This is a genomic window from Hydrogenophaga sp. 70-12 (assembly GCF_001897365.1).
Classification (GTDB): domain Bacteria; phylum Pseudomonadota; class Gammaproteobacteria; order Burkholderiales; family Burkholderiaceae_C; genus Hydrogenophaga; species Hydrogenophaga borbori.
Map to the genome: position 1 here is coordinate 1 of NZ_MKSS01000145.1, position 14,366 is coordinate 14,366.

General features: G+C 63.4%; 16 protein-coding genes. 6 read left to right on the top strand and 10 right to left on the bottom strand.

The features are described from left to right. The 3 genes from BGO22_RS08765 to BGO22_RS08775 form a co-directional block, all read left to right on the top strand. A partial coding sequence (locus BGO22_RS08765; protein ID WP_286850230.1) for a multicopper oxidase domain-containing protein occupies window positions 1–502 on the top strand: 502 nt, incomplete at its 5' end. Window positions 503–554: 52 nt separating this feature from the next. Further along, window positions 555–1,043, top strand: coding sequence for a cupredoxin domain-containing protein (locus BGO22_RS08770; protein ID WP_070400925.1), 489 nt, complete (start codon window positions 555–557; stop codon window positions 1,041–1,043). Between the two features lie 36 nt (window positions 1,044–1,079). Continuing rightward, window positions 1,080–1,415 (top strand): copper-binding protein, encoded by a 336-nt coding sequence (locus BGO22_RS08775; RefSeq protein ID WP_070400924.1) that lies wholly within the window; start codon window positions 1,080–1,082, stop codon window positions 1,413–1,415. Between the two features lie 707 nt (window positions 1,416–2,122). On the opposite strand, the gene BGO22_RS08780 is transcribed toward BGO22_RS08775, so the two are convergent. The 10 genes from BGO22_RS08780 to BGO22_RS08825 form a co-directional block, all read right to left on the bottom strand. Then, entirely contained in the window at window positions 2,123–4,471 is a 2,349-nt protein-coding gene (locus tag BGO22_RS08780; RefSeq protein WP_205710784.1) for a copper-transporting P-type ATPase, read from the bottom strand. Between the two features lie 94 nt (window positions 4,472–4,565). Next, window positions 4,566–4,805, bottom strand: coding sequence for a DUF2933 domain-containing protein (locus BGO22_RS08785; RefSeq protein WP_070400922.1), 240 nt, complete (start codon window positions 4,803–4,805; stop codon window positions 4,566–4,568). A 137-nt stretch (window positions 4,806–4,942) separates the two neighbouring features. Further along, a complete protein-coding gene (locus BGO22_RS08790; protein ID WP_070400921.1) occupies window positions 4,943–5,200 on the bottom strand; it encodes an SHOCT domain-containing protein in 258 nt (85 codons plus the stop codon). A gap of 11 nt (window positions 5,201–5,211) precedes the next feature. After that, window positions 5,212–5,619 (bottom strand): DUF302 domain-containing protein, encoded by a 408-nt coding sequence (locus BGO22_RS08795; protein ID WP_070400920.1) that lies wholly within the window; start codon window positions 5,617–5,619, stop codon window positions 5,212–5,214. Window positions 5,620–5,629: 10 nt separating this feature from the next. Beyond that, the gene (locus BGO22_RS08800; RefSeq protein ID WP_286850239.1) at window positions 5,630–6,184 is read right to left on the bottom strand and encodes a hypothetical protein; all 555 of its coding nucleotides are present in this window, start codon (window positions 6,182–6,184) and stop codon (window positions 5,630–5,632) included. Between the two features lie 187 nt (window positions 6,185–6,371). Beyond that, window positions 6,372–6,785: a hypothetical protein gene (locus BGO22_RS08805; protein WP_286850241.1), complete on the bottom strand. Its 414-nt coding sequence runs from the start codon at window positions 6,783–6,785 to the stop codon at window positions 6,372–6,374. Window positions 6,786–6,961: 176 nt separating this feature from the next. Further along, a complete protein-coding gene (locus BGO22_RS08810; protein WP_166228584.1) occupies window positions 6,962–8,593 on the bottom strand; it encodes an AAA family ATPase in 1,632 nt (543 codons plus the stop codon). A 17-nt stretch (window positions 8,594–8,610) separates the two neighbouring features. Further along, window positions 8,611–10,689 carry a hypothetical protein gene (locus BGO22_RS08815; RefSeq protein ID WP_286850246.1) on the bottom strand — a complete coding sequence of 693 codons (2,079 nt, stop codon included), beginning with the start codon at window positions 10,687–10,689 and terminating at the stop codon, window positions 8,611–8,613. 215 nt (window positions 10,690–10,904) lie between these two features. Further along, the gene (locus tag BGO22_RS08820; protein WP_286850249.1) at window positions 10,905–12,455 is read right to left on the bottom strand and encodes a site-specific integrase; all 1,551 of its coding nucleotides are present in this window, start codon (window positions 12,453–12,455) and stop codon (window positions 10,905–10,907) included. Next, a complete protein-coding gene (locus BGO22_RS08825) occupies window positions 12,448–12,687 on the bottom strand; it encodes a hypothetical protein (protein ID WP_035624045.1) in 240 nt (79 codons plus the stop codon). The genes BGO22_RS08820 and BGO22_RS08825 overlap by 8 nt, the downstream gene beginning before the upstream one ends. A gap of 150 nt (window positions 12,688–12,837) precedes the next feature. On the opposite strand from BGO22_RS08825, the gene BGO22_RS08830 reads away from it, so the two are divergent. The 3 genes from BGO22_RS08830 to BGO22_RS08840 all read left to right on the top strand — a co-directional run. Beyond that, entirely contained in the window at window positions 12,838–13,047 is a 210-nt protein-coding gene (locus tag BGO22_RS08830; RefSeq protein WP_286850257.1) for a helix-turn-helix domain-containing protein, read from the top strand. A gap of 316 nt (window positions 13,048–13,363) precedes the next feature. Then, window positions 13,364–13,972, top strand: a complete 609-nt coding sequence (locus BGO22_RS08835; RefSeq protein WP_286850261.1) for an HNH endonuclease family protein — start codon at window positions 13,364–13,366, stop codon at window positions 13,970–13,972. 63 nt (window positions 13,973–14,035) lie between these two features. After that, a partial coding sequence (locus BGO22_RS08840) for an SLATT domain-containing protein (protein ID WP_286850264.1) occupies window positions 14,036–14,366 on the top strand: 331 nt, incomplete at its 3' end.

Here is a 14,366-nt window from a genome sequence, read left to right on the forward strand (position 1 = left end):
CACAGATGTAGCAGTCGGTCAGATGCGCCAGATCGAGCTGATTGCCGACGAAGAAGGCGACTGGGCCGTCCATTGCCACAAGAGCCACCACACCATGAACGCCATGGGTCACGATGTACCCACGATGATTGGAGTGGACCACCGTGGTCTGGTAAACAAGATCCAGCGCGTGGCGCCGGACTACATGGTGATGGGCGAGCGAGGTATGGCCGACATGGGCGAGATGCAGATGCCCATCCCCGACAACACCGCACCCATGATGACCGGCACCGGCCAGTTCGGTCCCATCGAAATGGGTGGCATGTTCAGCGTGTTCAAGGTCCGCAAAGACCAGAAGCCGGGAGACTACAAAGATCCCGGTCCCTACAAGTTTCCGCAAGGCACCGTTGCCTATGAATGGTCAGGTGCCACCCCGACCGCGCCACGTTCAGCCGCCGTCAGTAGCAGCGGCAAGGCCGAAGCAACGGCTGTGAAGCCCTCGCACAGCGCGAAGCACCACTGATGCCTCGCATTCAGTTCCGTTCGTACGACATCTCACCATTTTGGAGTCATTCATGAAACTTCGCACTGCGGCCCTGCTCCTGTCACTGGCCTCGATCACCACCCTCGCGAGCGCCCATGGCAACGAGGAGCACAAGAAGGCCGGACCGGTCAAGATGGAGCAAAAGCCCTGGGGCATTGCCGGCAACGCCAAGGCGGTGAGTCGCACCATTGAGATCGGTATGACCGACGCCATGCGTTTCACGCCGGACAAGCTGGAAGTGCGGGAAGGTGAAACGGTGCGTTTCGTCCACACCAACTCGGGCAAGGTGATGCACGAGTTTGTGCTGGGCACCAAGAAGGAACTCGATGAGCACGCGGCGCTGATGAAGAAATTCCCCGGCATGGAGCACGAGGAGCCCTACATGTCGCATGTGGCGCCCGGCAAGCGGGGCGAGATCGTCTGGCAATTCAACCGCGCTGGCGAATTCGACTTCGCCTGCCTGCTGCCCGGCCACTACGAAGCCGGCATGGTCGGCAAGATCAAGGTCGTGGCCAAGTAAGTCACCCCGCTCATCTCAATAACTGGGACAAAGAACATGAAACTCACTTCCATTCTCGCGGTGGCCAGCCTTTCCCTGGCAGCACTCACCCAACCTGCGATGGCTCAGACCATGGACCACGGCAAGATGGGCATGACCCAGGATCTGCCCATGGTCGACGCCGAGGTGCGGCGAGTCGACAAAGAGAACGGCAAGGTCACCCTCAAGCACGGCGCCATCAAGAACATGGACATGCCGCCGATGACCATGGTCTTCACCGCGCGCGACAAGGCCATGCTCGAAGGCATCGCTGTGGGCGACAAGGTGCAATTCACCGCCGTCAACGAGAAGGGGCAAATGCTGGTCGAGTCGATCAAGGCCATCAAGCCTTGACCTCTTGTTGACGCCCCGGATGCCCATGGAGCTCTGATGCGTCGCTGGATCGCGCCCCTGCTCTTAATGGACTTGCCTTGGCAGTCCCCGGCCATCATGGGCTCGTGAACCATGCCCTGAGCCTTAAGCTTGGAAGCTATCGTTTTTCGATGCGATGACCGACGTCCGCGATAACGGCATGGTCGACGGCAGCGTCAACTCCTGCAACGACTTTGCCGCCCGGCGCGCACCGGTCAGGTGTGCTAGGTCGATGCCGCACGTGTATCAGCCCGCGACTGGCCGGCGCTAGCCGCCTTCGTCGTGACCTTTGCCGCACTACCAAGCGTCCCACACGTCCGTGACCGGCGTGGCAGGCACCCTGGCTCAAACCTTCCGGCGTCTGGCGATCACTTGCGCGGTTTGCGGCATTCGCACTCAGCGAGTGCGTATTCGCGAGCTGCCAGTACTGTCCCAACTCTGGCAAGTTCTTATGGTGTCCTCACCCAGCGCTGCCATTGGCTGCACTGGGCGTTGCGCGCATCAGTGCGCCCCACAGGCGGGGCTTATCTTCCGGTCCGTCTCCCCAGCCCTCCGTACCCTTGTCTGGAACCAAGCACTCATCCTCGCGCAGGCGCGCTCGGCAGAGCGTAGAAGCGCTCAACCCAGCTGGGCCAAGCTGCTCCGAGGCCGACCAAGGGAGTGAGCGCGTGGATGCCCAGCCATATGTCTCAGACGCGCGCCGAGCGAAGCCTCAGTGCGTTCAGCACCACCGACAGCGACGAGGCGCTCATGGCGAAGGCGGCGAAGATCGGCCCGATGAGCAGGCCGATGAAGGGGTAGAGAATACCCGCGGCTACCGGTACGCCGGCGGCGTTGTAGACCAGCGCGAAGAACAGGTTCTGGCGGATGTTCCTCATCGTCGCGGTAGCCAGCCGCCGTGCGCGCACGATGCCGGTCAGGTCGCCCTTGACGAGGGTGAAGCCGGCGCTCTCGATAGCCACATCGGCGCCGGTGCCCATCGCGATGCCCACATCGGCCTGCGCCAGCGCCGGCGCGTCGTTGACGCCGTCGCCGGCCATCGCCACCTTGCGCCCCTGGGCCTGCAACTCCTGGACGATGCGGGCCTTGTCCTGGGGAAGGACGTCGGCGCGGATTTCGTCGATGCCCAGACGCGCGGCGACCGCCTTGGCCGTGCGCTCGTTGTCGCCGGTGGCCATAATGAGGCGCAGGCCCAGCGCGTGAAGTGCCTTGATCGCCTCCGGCGTACTGGCCTTGACCGGGTCGGCCACCGACACCAGACCGGCAACGGCTCCGTCCAGCACAACAAACATGACCGTCTGGCCTTCGTCGCGTGCGGCGTCGGCCTTGGCGGACAGCTCCGTGCCGTCGAGACCCAGATCCTTGACCAACTTGAGGTTGCCCAATGCCACCGATTTACCGTCGACGCGGCCTTTGACGCCCTTGCCGGTGACCGCCTCGAAGTCCTGCGCCTCGACCAACTTGACGCCACGCTCCTCCGCACCCTTCACGATGGCCTCGGCCAGTGGGTGCTCCGAGCCCTTCTCCAGGGTCGCAGCCAGACGCAACACCTCGGCTTCGTCGTGCCCCGGCTCGGGCATCACGGCCACCAGCTTCGGCTTGCCCTCGGTGAGAGTGCCGGTCTTGTCGACGATCAGCGTATCGACCTTCTCGAAGCGCTCCAGCGCCTCGGCGTTCTTGATGAGCACACCCATCTGCGCGCCGCGGCCGGTGGCGGTCATGATCGACATCGGCGTGGCCAGCCCCAGCGCACAGGGGCAGGCGATGATAAGCACCGCCACCGCCGACACCAGCGCGTAGGCCAGTGCCGGCGCCGGACCCCAGATCGCCCAGGCGATGAACGAGGCCACCGCAATGCCGATCACCGCCGGCACGAAGCGGCCGGCCACCATGTCGGCCCACTTCTGGATCGGCGCACGGCTCTTCTGCGCGCTGGCCACCATGTCCACGATCTGCGCCAGCAGGGTGTCGGCACCGACACGCGTGGCTTCCATCACCAAGCTGCCGGTACCGTTGATCGTGGCGCCGGTGAGCCTGTCGCCGGCCACCTTCTCGACCGGCACCGGCTCGCCGGTGATCATGCTCTCGTCGATTGAAGAGCGGCCGTCAACGACGGTGCCGTCCACCGGCACCTTGTCACCCGGGCGCACGCGCAGGCGGTCGCCAACCTGCACCTGCTCGAGCGGGATCTCAGCTTCTGTGCCGTCGGGGCGGATCACGCGCGCGGTCTTTGCCGCGAGGTCGAGCAGCGCGCGAATCGCTTTGCCGGTGCCTTCGCGAGCTCGAAGCTCCATCACCTGGCCAAGCAGCACCAGAGTGACGATGACCGCAGCGGCCTCGAAGTAGACGCCGACCGTACCGGTCGCTGGGTCGCGAAATCCGGCCGGGAAGATTCCTGGCGCGGCCAGCGCTACCACCGAGTAGATGAACGCCGCCGCCACGCCCATGCCGATGAGGCTGAACATGTTCAGACTCCAGGTGCGGAACGAGGTCCAGCCACGCTCGAAGAAGGGCCAGCCGGACCACAGGATCACCGGTGTGGACAGCGCGAGCTCGATCCACATTGCATTGTGCTCGCCGAAAAATTCGCGCACGGCGGTGATACCAAGGAATGGCGACATCGTCAGCACGAGCAAAGGCACCGTCAGCACAGTGGCAACCCATAGGCGACGCGTGAAGTCCACGAGCTCAGGGTTCGGGCCGTCGTCGGCCGCGGCCGAGGCGCCCTCTAGCTGCAGGCCCATGCCGCATAGCGGGCAGGCGCCGGGCCTGGTCTGGCGCACCTCGGGGTGCATCGGGCAGGTGTAGACGCTACCGCGCCAGTCGGCTGGCACCTTGTCATAGGCGCTGGCCGCTGTTGCCTTGGCAGGTGTCGACGCGCCATGCGCGGCTTGACCGTGACCTGCGTGATCGTGGTGCGCATGGCCAGCATGGCCATGAACAGCATGGGCGTCGGCCGAGACCTGATCCATTGGCACCAGAAACATGCCGCACTTCGGGCACTTGCCGGGGGAATCCTGCTGGACCTCCGTGTGCATCGGGCACGTATAGGTCGTCACGGCATCGATTGCGACCTGTCCGGTCGATCGCTCGTCGTGGTCACGGGGGCGTTGTTGGGGCATATCCATGGTCTCAACCCTTGTCGCTGTCGTTGCGTGGACCGGCGCTCTGGCCACCATACCCGCCGTGCCCGCCATGGCCCCCATGACCGAGGAACAGGTGCATCAGCGGACAGGCCAGCAGCAGCAAGTAGATCCAGTTGCCAGCGACATGATTCCAGTGCTCGCGCAGCAGGTAGAAGCCGCCCACCAGCGCCACCATCAGCAGGGCCGTCTTCAGCGGCCTGCCCAGGCTCGAGGAGGACCGCTTCATATCTGGGGCAGGCCGCGAATCCGGGCCTTGCAGGGAACCGTGCGAGTGGTCATGCGTATTCATCGTGTCGTCCTTTCGTGATGCGTCGCGGAGCTCGAGTGCTCGTACTCAGCGTAGACCCTGACAACGTGTCAATGTCAAGGGCCTGCCGCGCGATCGCGTTGCAGAAGCGCCCTGCGTTTCTCGTACTCCTCGGGCGTGCATTCGCCGCTGGCCAATCGCCGCTGCAGCAGTTCGAGCGGCGTCTCACGCCGCCCAGTCATGCGACGCGCATCGTTCGTTCGCTCTCCCGCCCGACCCCACAGTGCCCAGACAAATGCCGCAACGATGCCGACCCAGAAGATCCACCACAGGAAGTGCATGCCGCCCATGAACCATCCGCCGTCGAAATACATATGCATCTCCTTCAACTTTGGTTTGGCGCCATGAGGGCGCTGCGGACGCGCTGCAACCGTGCGCGAACTTCGATAGCCACCTTGGCGACCTCGGGGTCGTCGGTGAGCTGCAGCACGGCCACCGGATCCATGAAGCCGGCGACGAGGCGGCCGTCGGCCTCCTCTCGCACGACCACGTTGCACGGCAGGAGCAGACCTATGTCGGGCTCTGCGCTCAGCACGCGGTGCGCCAAGGGCGGGTTGCAGGCGCCGAGGATGCGGTAGGCACGGCCGTCGACACCGAGCTTGGCCTTCATCGTGGCCTGCACATCGATCTCAGTCAGCACCCCGAAGCCCTCGACCTTGAGCGCCTCGACAACGCGCTGGACGGCCGCATCAAAGTCGCTGTCGGGTAGGTCGCAGTGGAAACCGTAGCTCATCTGTCGCCCCTCACTTGTTGGCAGGTGCCGGCGCCATACGGTCCATCATCATCTGCATCATGGACTGCATCATGTCCATTCGCTGCTCCATCATCTGCTGGCGCGACGCCATGTCGCCAGGTTGAGCGGGGTCGGCTCCAGGACGATTGCCGCCCGCCATTGCGCCGCCGCCCATGCCCATGCCCATGCCCATGCCCATGCCCATGCCCATGCCCATGCCCATGCCCATGCCCATGCCCATGCCACCCATCATGGCCATGCCGTCCTGCATCAGCTTCATCTGCTCTGCCATCAGCGCATTTCGCTCCTCCGGCGTCTTGGCCGCAAGCATCTTGTCGTGCATCGCCTGCATGGCCTTCATCTGCTCGGCGTAGCCAGACGGCCCTGTAGTCGTACCGGACATGCCCATGCCTTGCGGAGCCTGCTGTGCCTGGGCCACGCGCTGCGCAGCCGATGCCGCAGGGTGATGGGCGTCATGATCGTCATTGCCAGCTGCAAAAGCCGAGGCGGCCAGCAGGGACAGCGTCGCGCCAGCAATGATCGTGATCTTGTGAACGGGTGTCATGGAAAGCTCCTGTCGAACGAAAGTGATTCGGAAAGTTCTGGTCGGATCTCAGTGTCGTGGTCGCGCCTGAATACGGTGCCATGCGGACAACAGGCAGATGGCGCCTGCTGGCATGCGAGGGACGACGGGATGCACAAGTGCGTGCTCAAGCCGCCCCATGCTCCGGGACGGACGCGAGGACGAGGCGCTATAGCGCCAGACGTGAGAGTCGAGTGCGCGGCGGGATCGCGTCGGGGACCGGCAACGGGGCGGCGACGGAATCACCCGCCAAACGTGCGACGCTCGAAGTCCACGCTACCGAAAGCAGGAGCAGCGGCGCGTGGCCAAGGTCGACTGCAGCAGGCGTGGCGTCGGGTTGCACGCGGGTCTGCGACGTGGCGTCGCAGAGATCGAGACAAAGCAGATCGTCTGCCCCAGCGTCATTGCCATGCAAGGGCACGGCACCCCCGTGCCCCGCCATCACGATGGCTGCCGCCAGGGCACCGCCGCTTGCGTCGGCGTGAGCATGCGTCTTCCTGTCCTGCAGGACGCAGGCGTTTGCCCAAGACACGCTGATGGCAAACAGCCAGAACACCAGCATCGCCGCGGCAATGCGGCGCAAGGTTCTGGGTCGGCGGATCGGTACCATGGTGCTCACGAAGGAATGACACAGATTCTAGGTACGGGTTTCGCTAGCCATTTGACGCAGGTCAACGCCGCGGCCGATATGAATACAGTCTGTCGGGTCTCGATACGGGCCCACTCCCAGTCGAGTCAACCGAATGTGTATCCAGGAGATTAGTGGAGCCAGGGTGCTTCACGATCGCCGCCCGCATCGACCGGAACGATCTCACTAGACAGGTGCGATACCGCCACCCGATGTGCTCCGCAGCGGGTAGCAGCGGCTGCCGCACTCAAAGTTGCCTGAAAGATCTCCCGCGCACTTAAGTGCGCCAACGCCACCACGATTCGTCGGTCAGGCTCCGCTGCCCCGAACCCCGCCGCCTTCAGCGCGTGCTTAACCACGCTCCGAGATAACTGAATCGCCTGCTCCGCATCCGGCGGCGTGATCAGGAACTCCTTGAAGCGCGAACGCAGCGTGGCCGGGACCCACCAGGGGTAGTTAGCCGTGGCGATCCAAGTGAGCTGGCTCGCATCGAGTTCCAGGTCCAGACTGATGTCCCGCACCTGTGCGGCTGAGACTGGCTCCAGCAGCGAGTGCAGCACCCCGGTTGGCGATGAGAACCCGCCTGAGGTCTTGCCCATCGTCTGTGCCTTGTCCAACTCATCCAGGATCACGAGTGGGTTGGCGTACTCACCCAGGCCAAGCAGATCGAAGACCAGCCCATAGCGCGAGTTGCCCCAGACAGCGTCCGAGCCAAGCAGCGCCCCGGAGGTTTCGGCCTGATCCATTGGGTGGCGGCGCACCGGCACCCCGAGCACCTTGGCCAGGGATTCGCAGAAGTGGGTCTTGCCGACACCCGGTGGGCCGTAGAGCAGCACGGGAGGTAAGCGCACCGGTGGCACCGGCGCCTTCACCTGGTCTGCCGCCTCAAGGCTCGAGCTTGAACCTTTGCCCGCGCCCTTCCCTGCCCTGGCCTTCTTTCTCTTCACTGGCGCTTGGCCGGTCTCGGCCACGCCCGCCGCGAAGCACATCTTCTGCAGCGCCACGTGGTTCGCAATGAACTGGATGACTTCACCGAAGTGCGGGTGATCCTCCTGCAGCGCCAGGATCGCCTCCACCGACGCCGGACTTCCGATCCGCCGCCAGGGCCCCCGCACCTTGAGCAGGTAGCCCAGCGGCTCGTTCCTTTTCTTCGCGTCCGAATCCACGCTCTGCGCCGAAGCCGCCATGCGCTGAACGTCCTCCTCCCTGTACACCCGCAGGCGCTGAGTCAGGGGCAGTTTCTCGATCTGGGCCCGAAGCTTGCCCTGATCCGGGTTGAAGCCCATGCGACGCAGTTCGGCCTCCATCTTCTCCCGGGTTTGCTGCGACTGTCGCTCGGCTTCCCTGGCAACAAGCTCCTGTCGCTCTCGCTCACGCTCTTGTTCTCGCGCTCGCTCTCGCTGCACCGGATCATCCTCCCGACGCACGTGCTTGCCGTGTTCGTCGGTCTCGGCCGATTCAGCGGCCTCCTTCTCAAGGCGCTGCTTGAGCTTCTTGAACTGCTCGGCCACGCCAGGGGGCAGCAGGAGCTCGTGCTCGTAGCTGTCGGCGAAGTGGGGTAGGCCCACGAAGTTGCCGTCCTGCAGCAGCCGCGAGCGGCCTTGCGCAGGAGGTGCGGTGAAGCTGGGCGGTCGGCGCCTGGCCTGCGGGGCCAGCTCCCAACCCGGCTTGGGGCGCAAGTACGGGCTCACCGCGTCAACCATGGACACGCCTGGTCCGATCGGGTCGGGGGTCTCGGGATCGGTCCTCTTGGGGTCGGTCATGTCTGCTCTCCCCGGCCTCACTTCAACGCGCGCAGCTTGTTGAAGTGGCTGATGCGGATCTGCTCGATCGCAGGCGGAACACCCCGCGCTCCGAAGCGCCGGCCCACCTGCCCTTTCTCGATGAAGGACAGGGCCACCTCGGCCTCTGGCCGCTTGCGCACCAGGTGAGCAGCCAGGCGCTGCAGCACCAGCACGGCTTTGGGCCCTGAGTACATCAAGGCGTAGACCTGCCGGTTGTGGCCGATGCGGCGTTTGACCTCATGGATCGGGGCGGGCACGCCCACGCACACCCGGAAGTGCTTCAAGGTCTGCAGGCAGTTCTGCGTCACCTGCACCACCAGGCGGTAGGTGCTGGCGCGGTTCGGGTACGTCTGCCGAACAATGGTCACGCACCCATCGCCATCGAGCATGCCGGCCGCCCAGGACAGGCTCGGGCGGGGCCAGGGGATGGAACGGTTTTCGTAGGCACGGCGCTCGTGGTCCGGAATGCGAACGGGTGTCGGCTTCGAGCCCAAGCCTGAGAACATGGCCAGCGACGACAGCCGCGCGGAATCATCGACATCGCTGTCGTCGATCTCGGGCATCTCGGTGAGTGGGCCTTCGTCCAGGTCGAGAGCGAGCTGGTCCTCGTCGATATCGGCACCGGCTAGGTCGGCGGAGTCTTCGGCATAGGCCTGGCCACCAGGTTCAACCGGTTCAGCTGGGACCCGCGACAGCGCCGCCGTCACCAGCGTGGGCACGGGATCCAGCGGCAGTGGCTGCTGGGCTTCGCCATCCGCATCGCGCAGCCGGGCATACGCTTCGCGGCGCGCCAGTCGCATGGCATCGCCGAAGGTCTGCGCCATGAGCGCAAACCGTGGGTTCACCGGATTCTTGCCCAGCGGGCCGTGCTTGCTGCCGATGCGGTACTGCTGGTGCACTGCGTCGGAGAGCAGCCGCTGCAGCCAGACCCCATCGTTGACCCCGTCTTCAACAGTTCCCTTCATGCCACCCTGGTCATCCCCTTCAGCACTCATCGGCTCCATGTTGATGAAGCGCGTGAGCAGGCTCCGCAGCGTGAGCTGGGTCAGCGGGTGCGCGGCGCGCTCGCCTTCGCGTTCACGCGCCATGGCCTCGCTTGAGGAATAGTCGCCACCCGACATCAGATCCGGCGCTGCATGCAGCGCCCCCAACTCAGCAATCAGGCAGGCCAGACGAACGAGCGAGGTTTCGTCGCGGGTCAGCTCATGAGAGTTGACCTGCTCGGCTGCGACCACACCCAGGGCCAGCGGGTGCACCACGCTGCGCGCACGCACCTCAGGCAGCAGCGCCACCAGCGCCTGCTCGATGTCGGCCCGTGCGATCGCGGCCATGAAGAACGCCTGGTGAGCGGGCTTCAGGCTCAGGATGGCGTGGCTCAGGTCGGCGGTGACGCCTTCCGACAAGCCCAGGTGATCGAGCAGCCAGGGGCCGGAGCCGCGGCCCGATCGCGGCTGATCGATGCCCGTGACCAGCAGAGCATCACTAGGCACGCCGGGCACTCGTGTCTTAGCGGCGCGGATCCAGCGCACGCGGGGAGAAGCCGACTGGGCGATTTCGGTCTGCTCCGTGGGCGTGGGCAGCACCAGCGTCTGGTCACCGCTGCCCAGCAGGGCGATCGACGCACTGCCCTCGCGGCGCTGGCAGATCTGGCCGTTCTGGTTCATGTACGGGCCCACGGGGCCGAACGGGAAAGCGGCGCTCAGCAGCGTGTTCATTCGAAACACCGAGCCGGGCTCGGCGAGTTCACCCAGCACGTTGGGCATTTCTTCGCCGGGGGAGACGGCATAGGGCGCGAAGCCACCGATGTCCGTGCCAGTGTTCGCGTCGGAAAGAGACGAGTTCTCTGGATCGGTCTTGTCGTTGGCCGCCTGCTTGTTCAGGCGCGCCGAGAGCTGGCTGCGCACCTCCTTCTCGAACTCGCCCATGTTCCTGGAGAGCTCCTGCAGGATGGTCGGCATGGCCAGCGCGTGGGCCACCGGATCGGCGTGCGGCTTGATGTGGCCGGTGATGCCGTGAGCCACCTGGTCAACGACCGGGTTGTTGATCTGGGTGGTGGTCTTGAGATTCGAGTTCATGGTCTTGGTCCTTGGTGATGAATGAGAAAGTCAGGTCTTGGGTTCGGAGATCGGGCTGTTCTGGGCGGTGGTTTCGACGTGCTCTTGTCGTCTTGGGGCTGTTTCAGGCAAGGCTTCGCCTCACCGGTGCAGCGGACACATCGGTCCGGCCGGTCAACCAGTCAGCTGGTAAGGGTTTGTTGGTCGAGAAAAGCGCCTGGGCGCTCAGCGCGGCGCTATGAGCCGTGCCTCAGGAACGGCGGCAGCGGGGGTGGCCTGAGCAAGGCGGCAAGCTCTGCCTCACCCGGATCGGTATCGGTTCGATTCCGGCCTCCTACACGCTCTGCACCTGATGCACCTTTGCGGCGGTGCGGCGCAGGCAGCACTTCGAAGGCTTGCGCCTCGTTGGCCGCCGGCGCCGAGCTGGCATGCCCGTCCTGAAGCGGCGCGCCAGGCTGCGGCACGAGAGCCGACGGATCGAGTGCATCGTTGGCCGCGGTCTCGGCCGATGCAGCGTGCGCCCCGGCCTGCTGTGCCGCGGGCAACATGACCGCCTCTTCCGGCAGGCGCACCACCAGACCCTGTACCGGGGCGACCGAGATGTGCTGCTTCAAGAGCCGCTCCATCGCCGAGCCGTCGCGGCGGGTCAGGTTGGGCACGTAGCGGCTGTACACCCGAAACAGCATCTCGGTGCTGGTGTGGCCGAGCTGGCGCGCGATCCACTCCGGTGCTTCGCCGGCAGCAAGCCACAGCGTGGCTGCCGTGTGCCGCATCTGGTACGCCCTGCGGTGAGGGATATTGAGGTGGCGCAACAGCGGCGACCAGACCCGATTCAGAAAGTTCTGGTTGTCGATCGGCTCGCCCTTGCGGTTGCAGAAGACGAACTCGGAGAGTTTTCCGGTGACCTTGAACTGCGCCTGCAGGGCATCGAACACCAGGTCGGTCATCTGGATGTCGCGAACGCTGCCGTCGGTCTTGAGCTCATCCTCCTCCTTCATCACGATGGCCTCGCGAACCAGGATCAGGCGGCGCTCGAAGTCGATGTACTTCCACTTGAGGCCGTGGACTTCCCCCGTGCGCATGCCGGTGAAGAAGCGCACGGTGAAGTAGTTACGGAAGTCGGCCCGCACGGTCGTGAGGATCTGCTGGACCTCCTCGAGCGTGAAGGGCATGACGTCGCTTCGCTTCATCTTCAGCGGCTTGATGTTGCGAAACGCCGACGTAAACTCCAGCCGGTCGGCCGCCTCGTTGAGGATCTGGCGCAGCGGCTTCATCACGGAGTTGATGCGACGGTTGGACAGCGTGGAGAGGCTTTTTCGGGCGGGTACTTTGGCGAGTGATGCCCGAAAAGCCAGAACGTCTGCCTTGGTGATGTGGCCGACCTCTTTGTCCCCGAAGTACGGGATCAGGTACTGGTCCAGCGATCCCCGCTGCGTGACGCGGTAGCTGCGGCGCCAGGAAACTTCACACTCGGCGAACCACATGTCGGCGAAGTCCTTGAACAGGGGTGTGCCGCTGCGCGTGGTGGGCTGAGAAGCTTCAGCGTCGTTGCTTGAAGCTTCGGAGTCCGTCTGGCCAGACTTGGCCGGAAGTGGCTTTCCGAAGGTCTTCTCGTAGTCGAACGTGCCGAGGGCGATTTCGCCTTCGATGCGCTCAAGGGCCTTTTGTAGGCGCTTGCGGTTCATTGGCGTGTCCGCGAGAGCGGTGTACTCGCGCAGACGTTGTCCGGCATATCGGAAGTCAAGGAACAGCGTGCCCTTGCTGTCGAGGCGGCGGATACTACCCATGGAGCATGCCTCCATTGGCCAGCGGAATCGTGGCAGAGCCGCCCGATGACGCCATCGCCATATCGGCCTCGATGTGCTCCCAGATGTAAAGCGTCTTACGACCACCGAAGGGGCGAATGTAGTGACGCCCTTCGATAAGAACGCTGTCTTTGAGCCGATCGCGGATCGTTCGGCTGTCGTACTTGATCCGAGCGGAAAGCTCGTCCGTGGTGAGGTAGGTCGCTGTAGACACTGGTCACTCCTTTCATCCAATGCGACAATTCAGATGTCAAAAACGCTCGATGGATCGTTTTTTGTCATCTTGGACGACATTATGGACGCCTAAATGCCACTGTCAAGTGCTTTTTTGCATCCTGAGTGAAAAAAAGACACGGAGAGTGATGTGATCAAGTGCCACCTGTCCCGCCTTATGGGGGAGCGAAAGCTCAAGATCAGCGACGTCGCGCGGGACACCGGCCTTCACCGGAACACCATTACGCTTCTGTATCAGGAGACTGCAACCAGGATCGATCTCGATGCCGTCAACGCGCTCTGCAAGTACTTCAGCGTCGGCGTAGCTGACTTGTTCGAGTACGTGCCTGACGAAGGCTAAAGACTTGAATCGTCAGCAGCGTTGCTGGGTATCGTTGGGCTTTCTGACAGGTACCCAACGAGGTGCACACGTCATTCCACCAAGTCGCACATAGCGACATGCACAAGAGCCTGAACGCGTAGAAACCGCGTCATCCCTCTCGCTGGTGTGCTCGCGCCTGACAACTCGAAAGGCGTCTCTGCAGCGTGAGCTGCCGCTGGTGGAGCCTGCGGCTAGATCCGGTGTGGCCCACATAGCGGCCAGCCGCATTGCACCCTTGAGCGAAGGTCTCCGCTAGGATGTCCTTAGTCTGCTCCGGGCCTACGATGCACAGAAGATGTCACTTTCGCAGTTGCGCGACATTCTCCGAGATATGGAGAACTTTCATGTCCAGTTCACTGCGATCACGGCACAACGCACGGGTGGCGGTACAGCCAAGATGTATGCCGCTACAGCCGAGGCAATTTCGAACGCCGAAAACAAGGCTAGTTGCAGTGTCATTCTCAAGGATTTCCGAGAAAAAATGCGCGCTAGGGTTCCAGCCAAGGAGGAGTTCGTAGCCAACTTCCGTGCGGTTGAATATTTGTCCACAAGTACGAAGCAGAAGTCTCTGGTGCAGTATCTTCTTCGTAGGTTTGATGCTCATTGGCGGGGGACACCAGTTGACTATGGGCAGATGACCATTGAACACATAGCGGCAGAGAAACCCGCTGGTGCAGCCCAAGGTGCCGCTAGCGGACGCCTGGGTAATCTTGTTCTTCTGCCGCATAACCTAAACGTGCAGCTGGGCAATAAAAGCTTCTCTCACAAACTGCCAGCCTTCAAGAAGGCTGGAATTCCCCTCGATACGCACCTCTCCTCTGCTCAGTCTTGGGGAGAAAAGGAGATCATTGCTCGTACCGACTACTTGGCTGAGCTCGGATATGAAACTGTCTTTCGTGTCTAACATTCGAGTCCGGGCGCTGGGGTCGACTAGCGCTTCGTTTAGGTACATCAGGGAGAAATAGCAATGAATGAATCACAACGAGCTCTCGGAACGCCAGCCAACGTGCCGGACGAATGGTATCGACGCTGTTCCGCGGTGGCGGTCGGCCATTACAAGATGGCCGAGCGGTTGGCTTCGCGTCATAGAGTGCTGTCCAACTGCGCAGCGGGCCTGTCAGCGATCGTCGGAACAACTGTGTTCGTCACGCTGCAAGAGCAGCCAGAGCTTTGGGTAAAGGTCGCAACCGGCCTCCTAAGCGTCGTCTCTGCTGTGCTAGCCGTTTTGGCCACAAACATGGGACTTCAGGATCGGGCCGAGCTGTGGTCCCCTCGAATTCCTGAGCCAGTCAGAAGTA

Bases quoted from the DNA above. Each gene is read 5' to 3' on its own strand.
- BGO22_RS08785 (WP_070400922.1), bottom strand. From the start codon at position 4,805: ATGAAGCGGTCCTCCTCGAGCCTGGGCAGGCCGCTGAAGACGGCCCTG.
- BGO22_RS08795 (WP_070400920.1), bottom strand. From the start codon at position 5,619: ATGAGCTACGGTTTCCACTGCGACCTACCCGACAGCGACTTTGATGCG.
- BGO22_RS08770 (WP_070400925.1), top strand. From the start codon at position 555: ATGAAACTTCGCACTGCGGCCCTGCTCCTGTCACTGGCCTCGATCACC.
- BGO22_RS08780 (WP_205710784.1), bottom strand. From the start codon at position 4,471: ATGCACACGGAGGTCCAGCAGGATTCCCCCGGCAAGTGCCCGAAGTGC.
- BGO22_RS08835 (WP_286850261.1), top strand. From the start codon at position 13,364: ATGTCACTTTCGCAGTTGCGCGACATTCTCCGAGATATGGAGAACTTT.
- BGO22_RS08810 (WP_166228584.1), bottom strand. From the start codon at position 8,593: ATGACCGACCCCAAGAGGACCGATCCCGAGACCCCCGACCCGATCGGA.
- BGO22_RS08815 (WP_286850246.1), bottom strand. From the start codon at position 10,689: ATGAACTCGAATCTCAAGACCACCACCCAGATCAACAACCCGGTCGTT.
- BGO22_RS08800 (WP_286850239.1), bottom strand. From the start codon at position 6,184: ATGACACCCGTTCACAAGATCACGATCATTGCTGGCGCGACGCTGTCC.
- BGO22_RS08790 (WP_070400921.1), bottom strand. From the start codon at position 5,200: ATGTATTTCGACGGCGGATGGTTCATGGGCGGCATGCACTTCCTGTGG.
- BGO22_RS08775 (WP_070400924.1), top strand. From the start codon at position 1,080: ATGAAACTCACTTCCATTCTCGCGGTGGCCAGCCTTTCCCTGGCAGCA.
- BGO22_RS08820 (WP_286850249.1), bottom strand. From the start codon at position 12,455: ATGGGTAGTATCCGCCGCCTCGACAGCAAGGGCACGCTGTTCCTTGAC.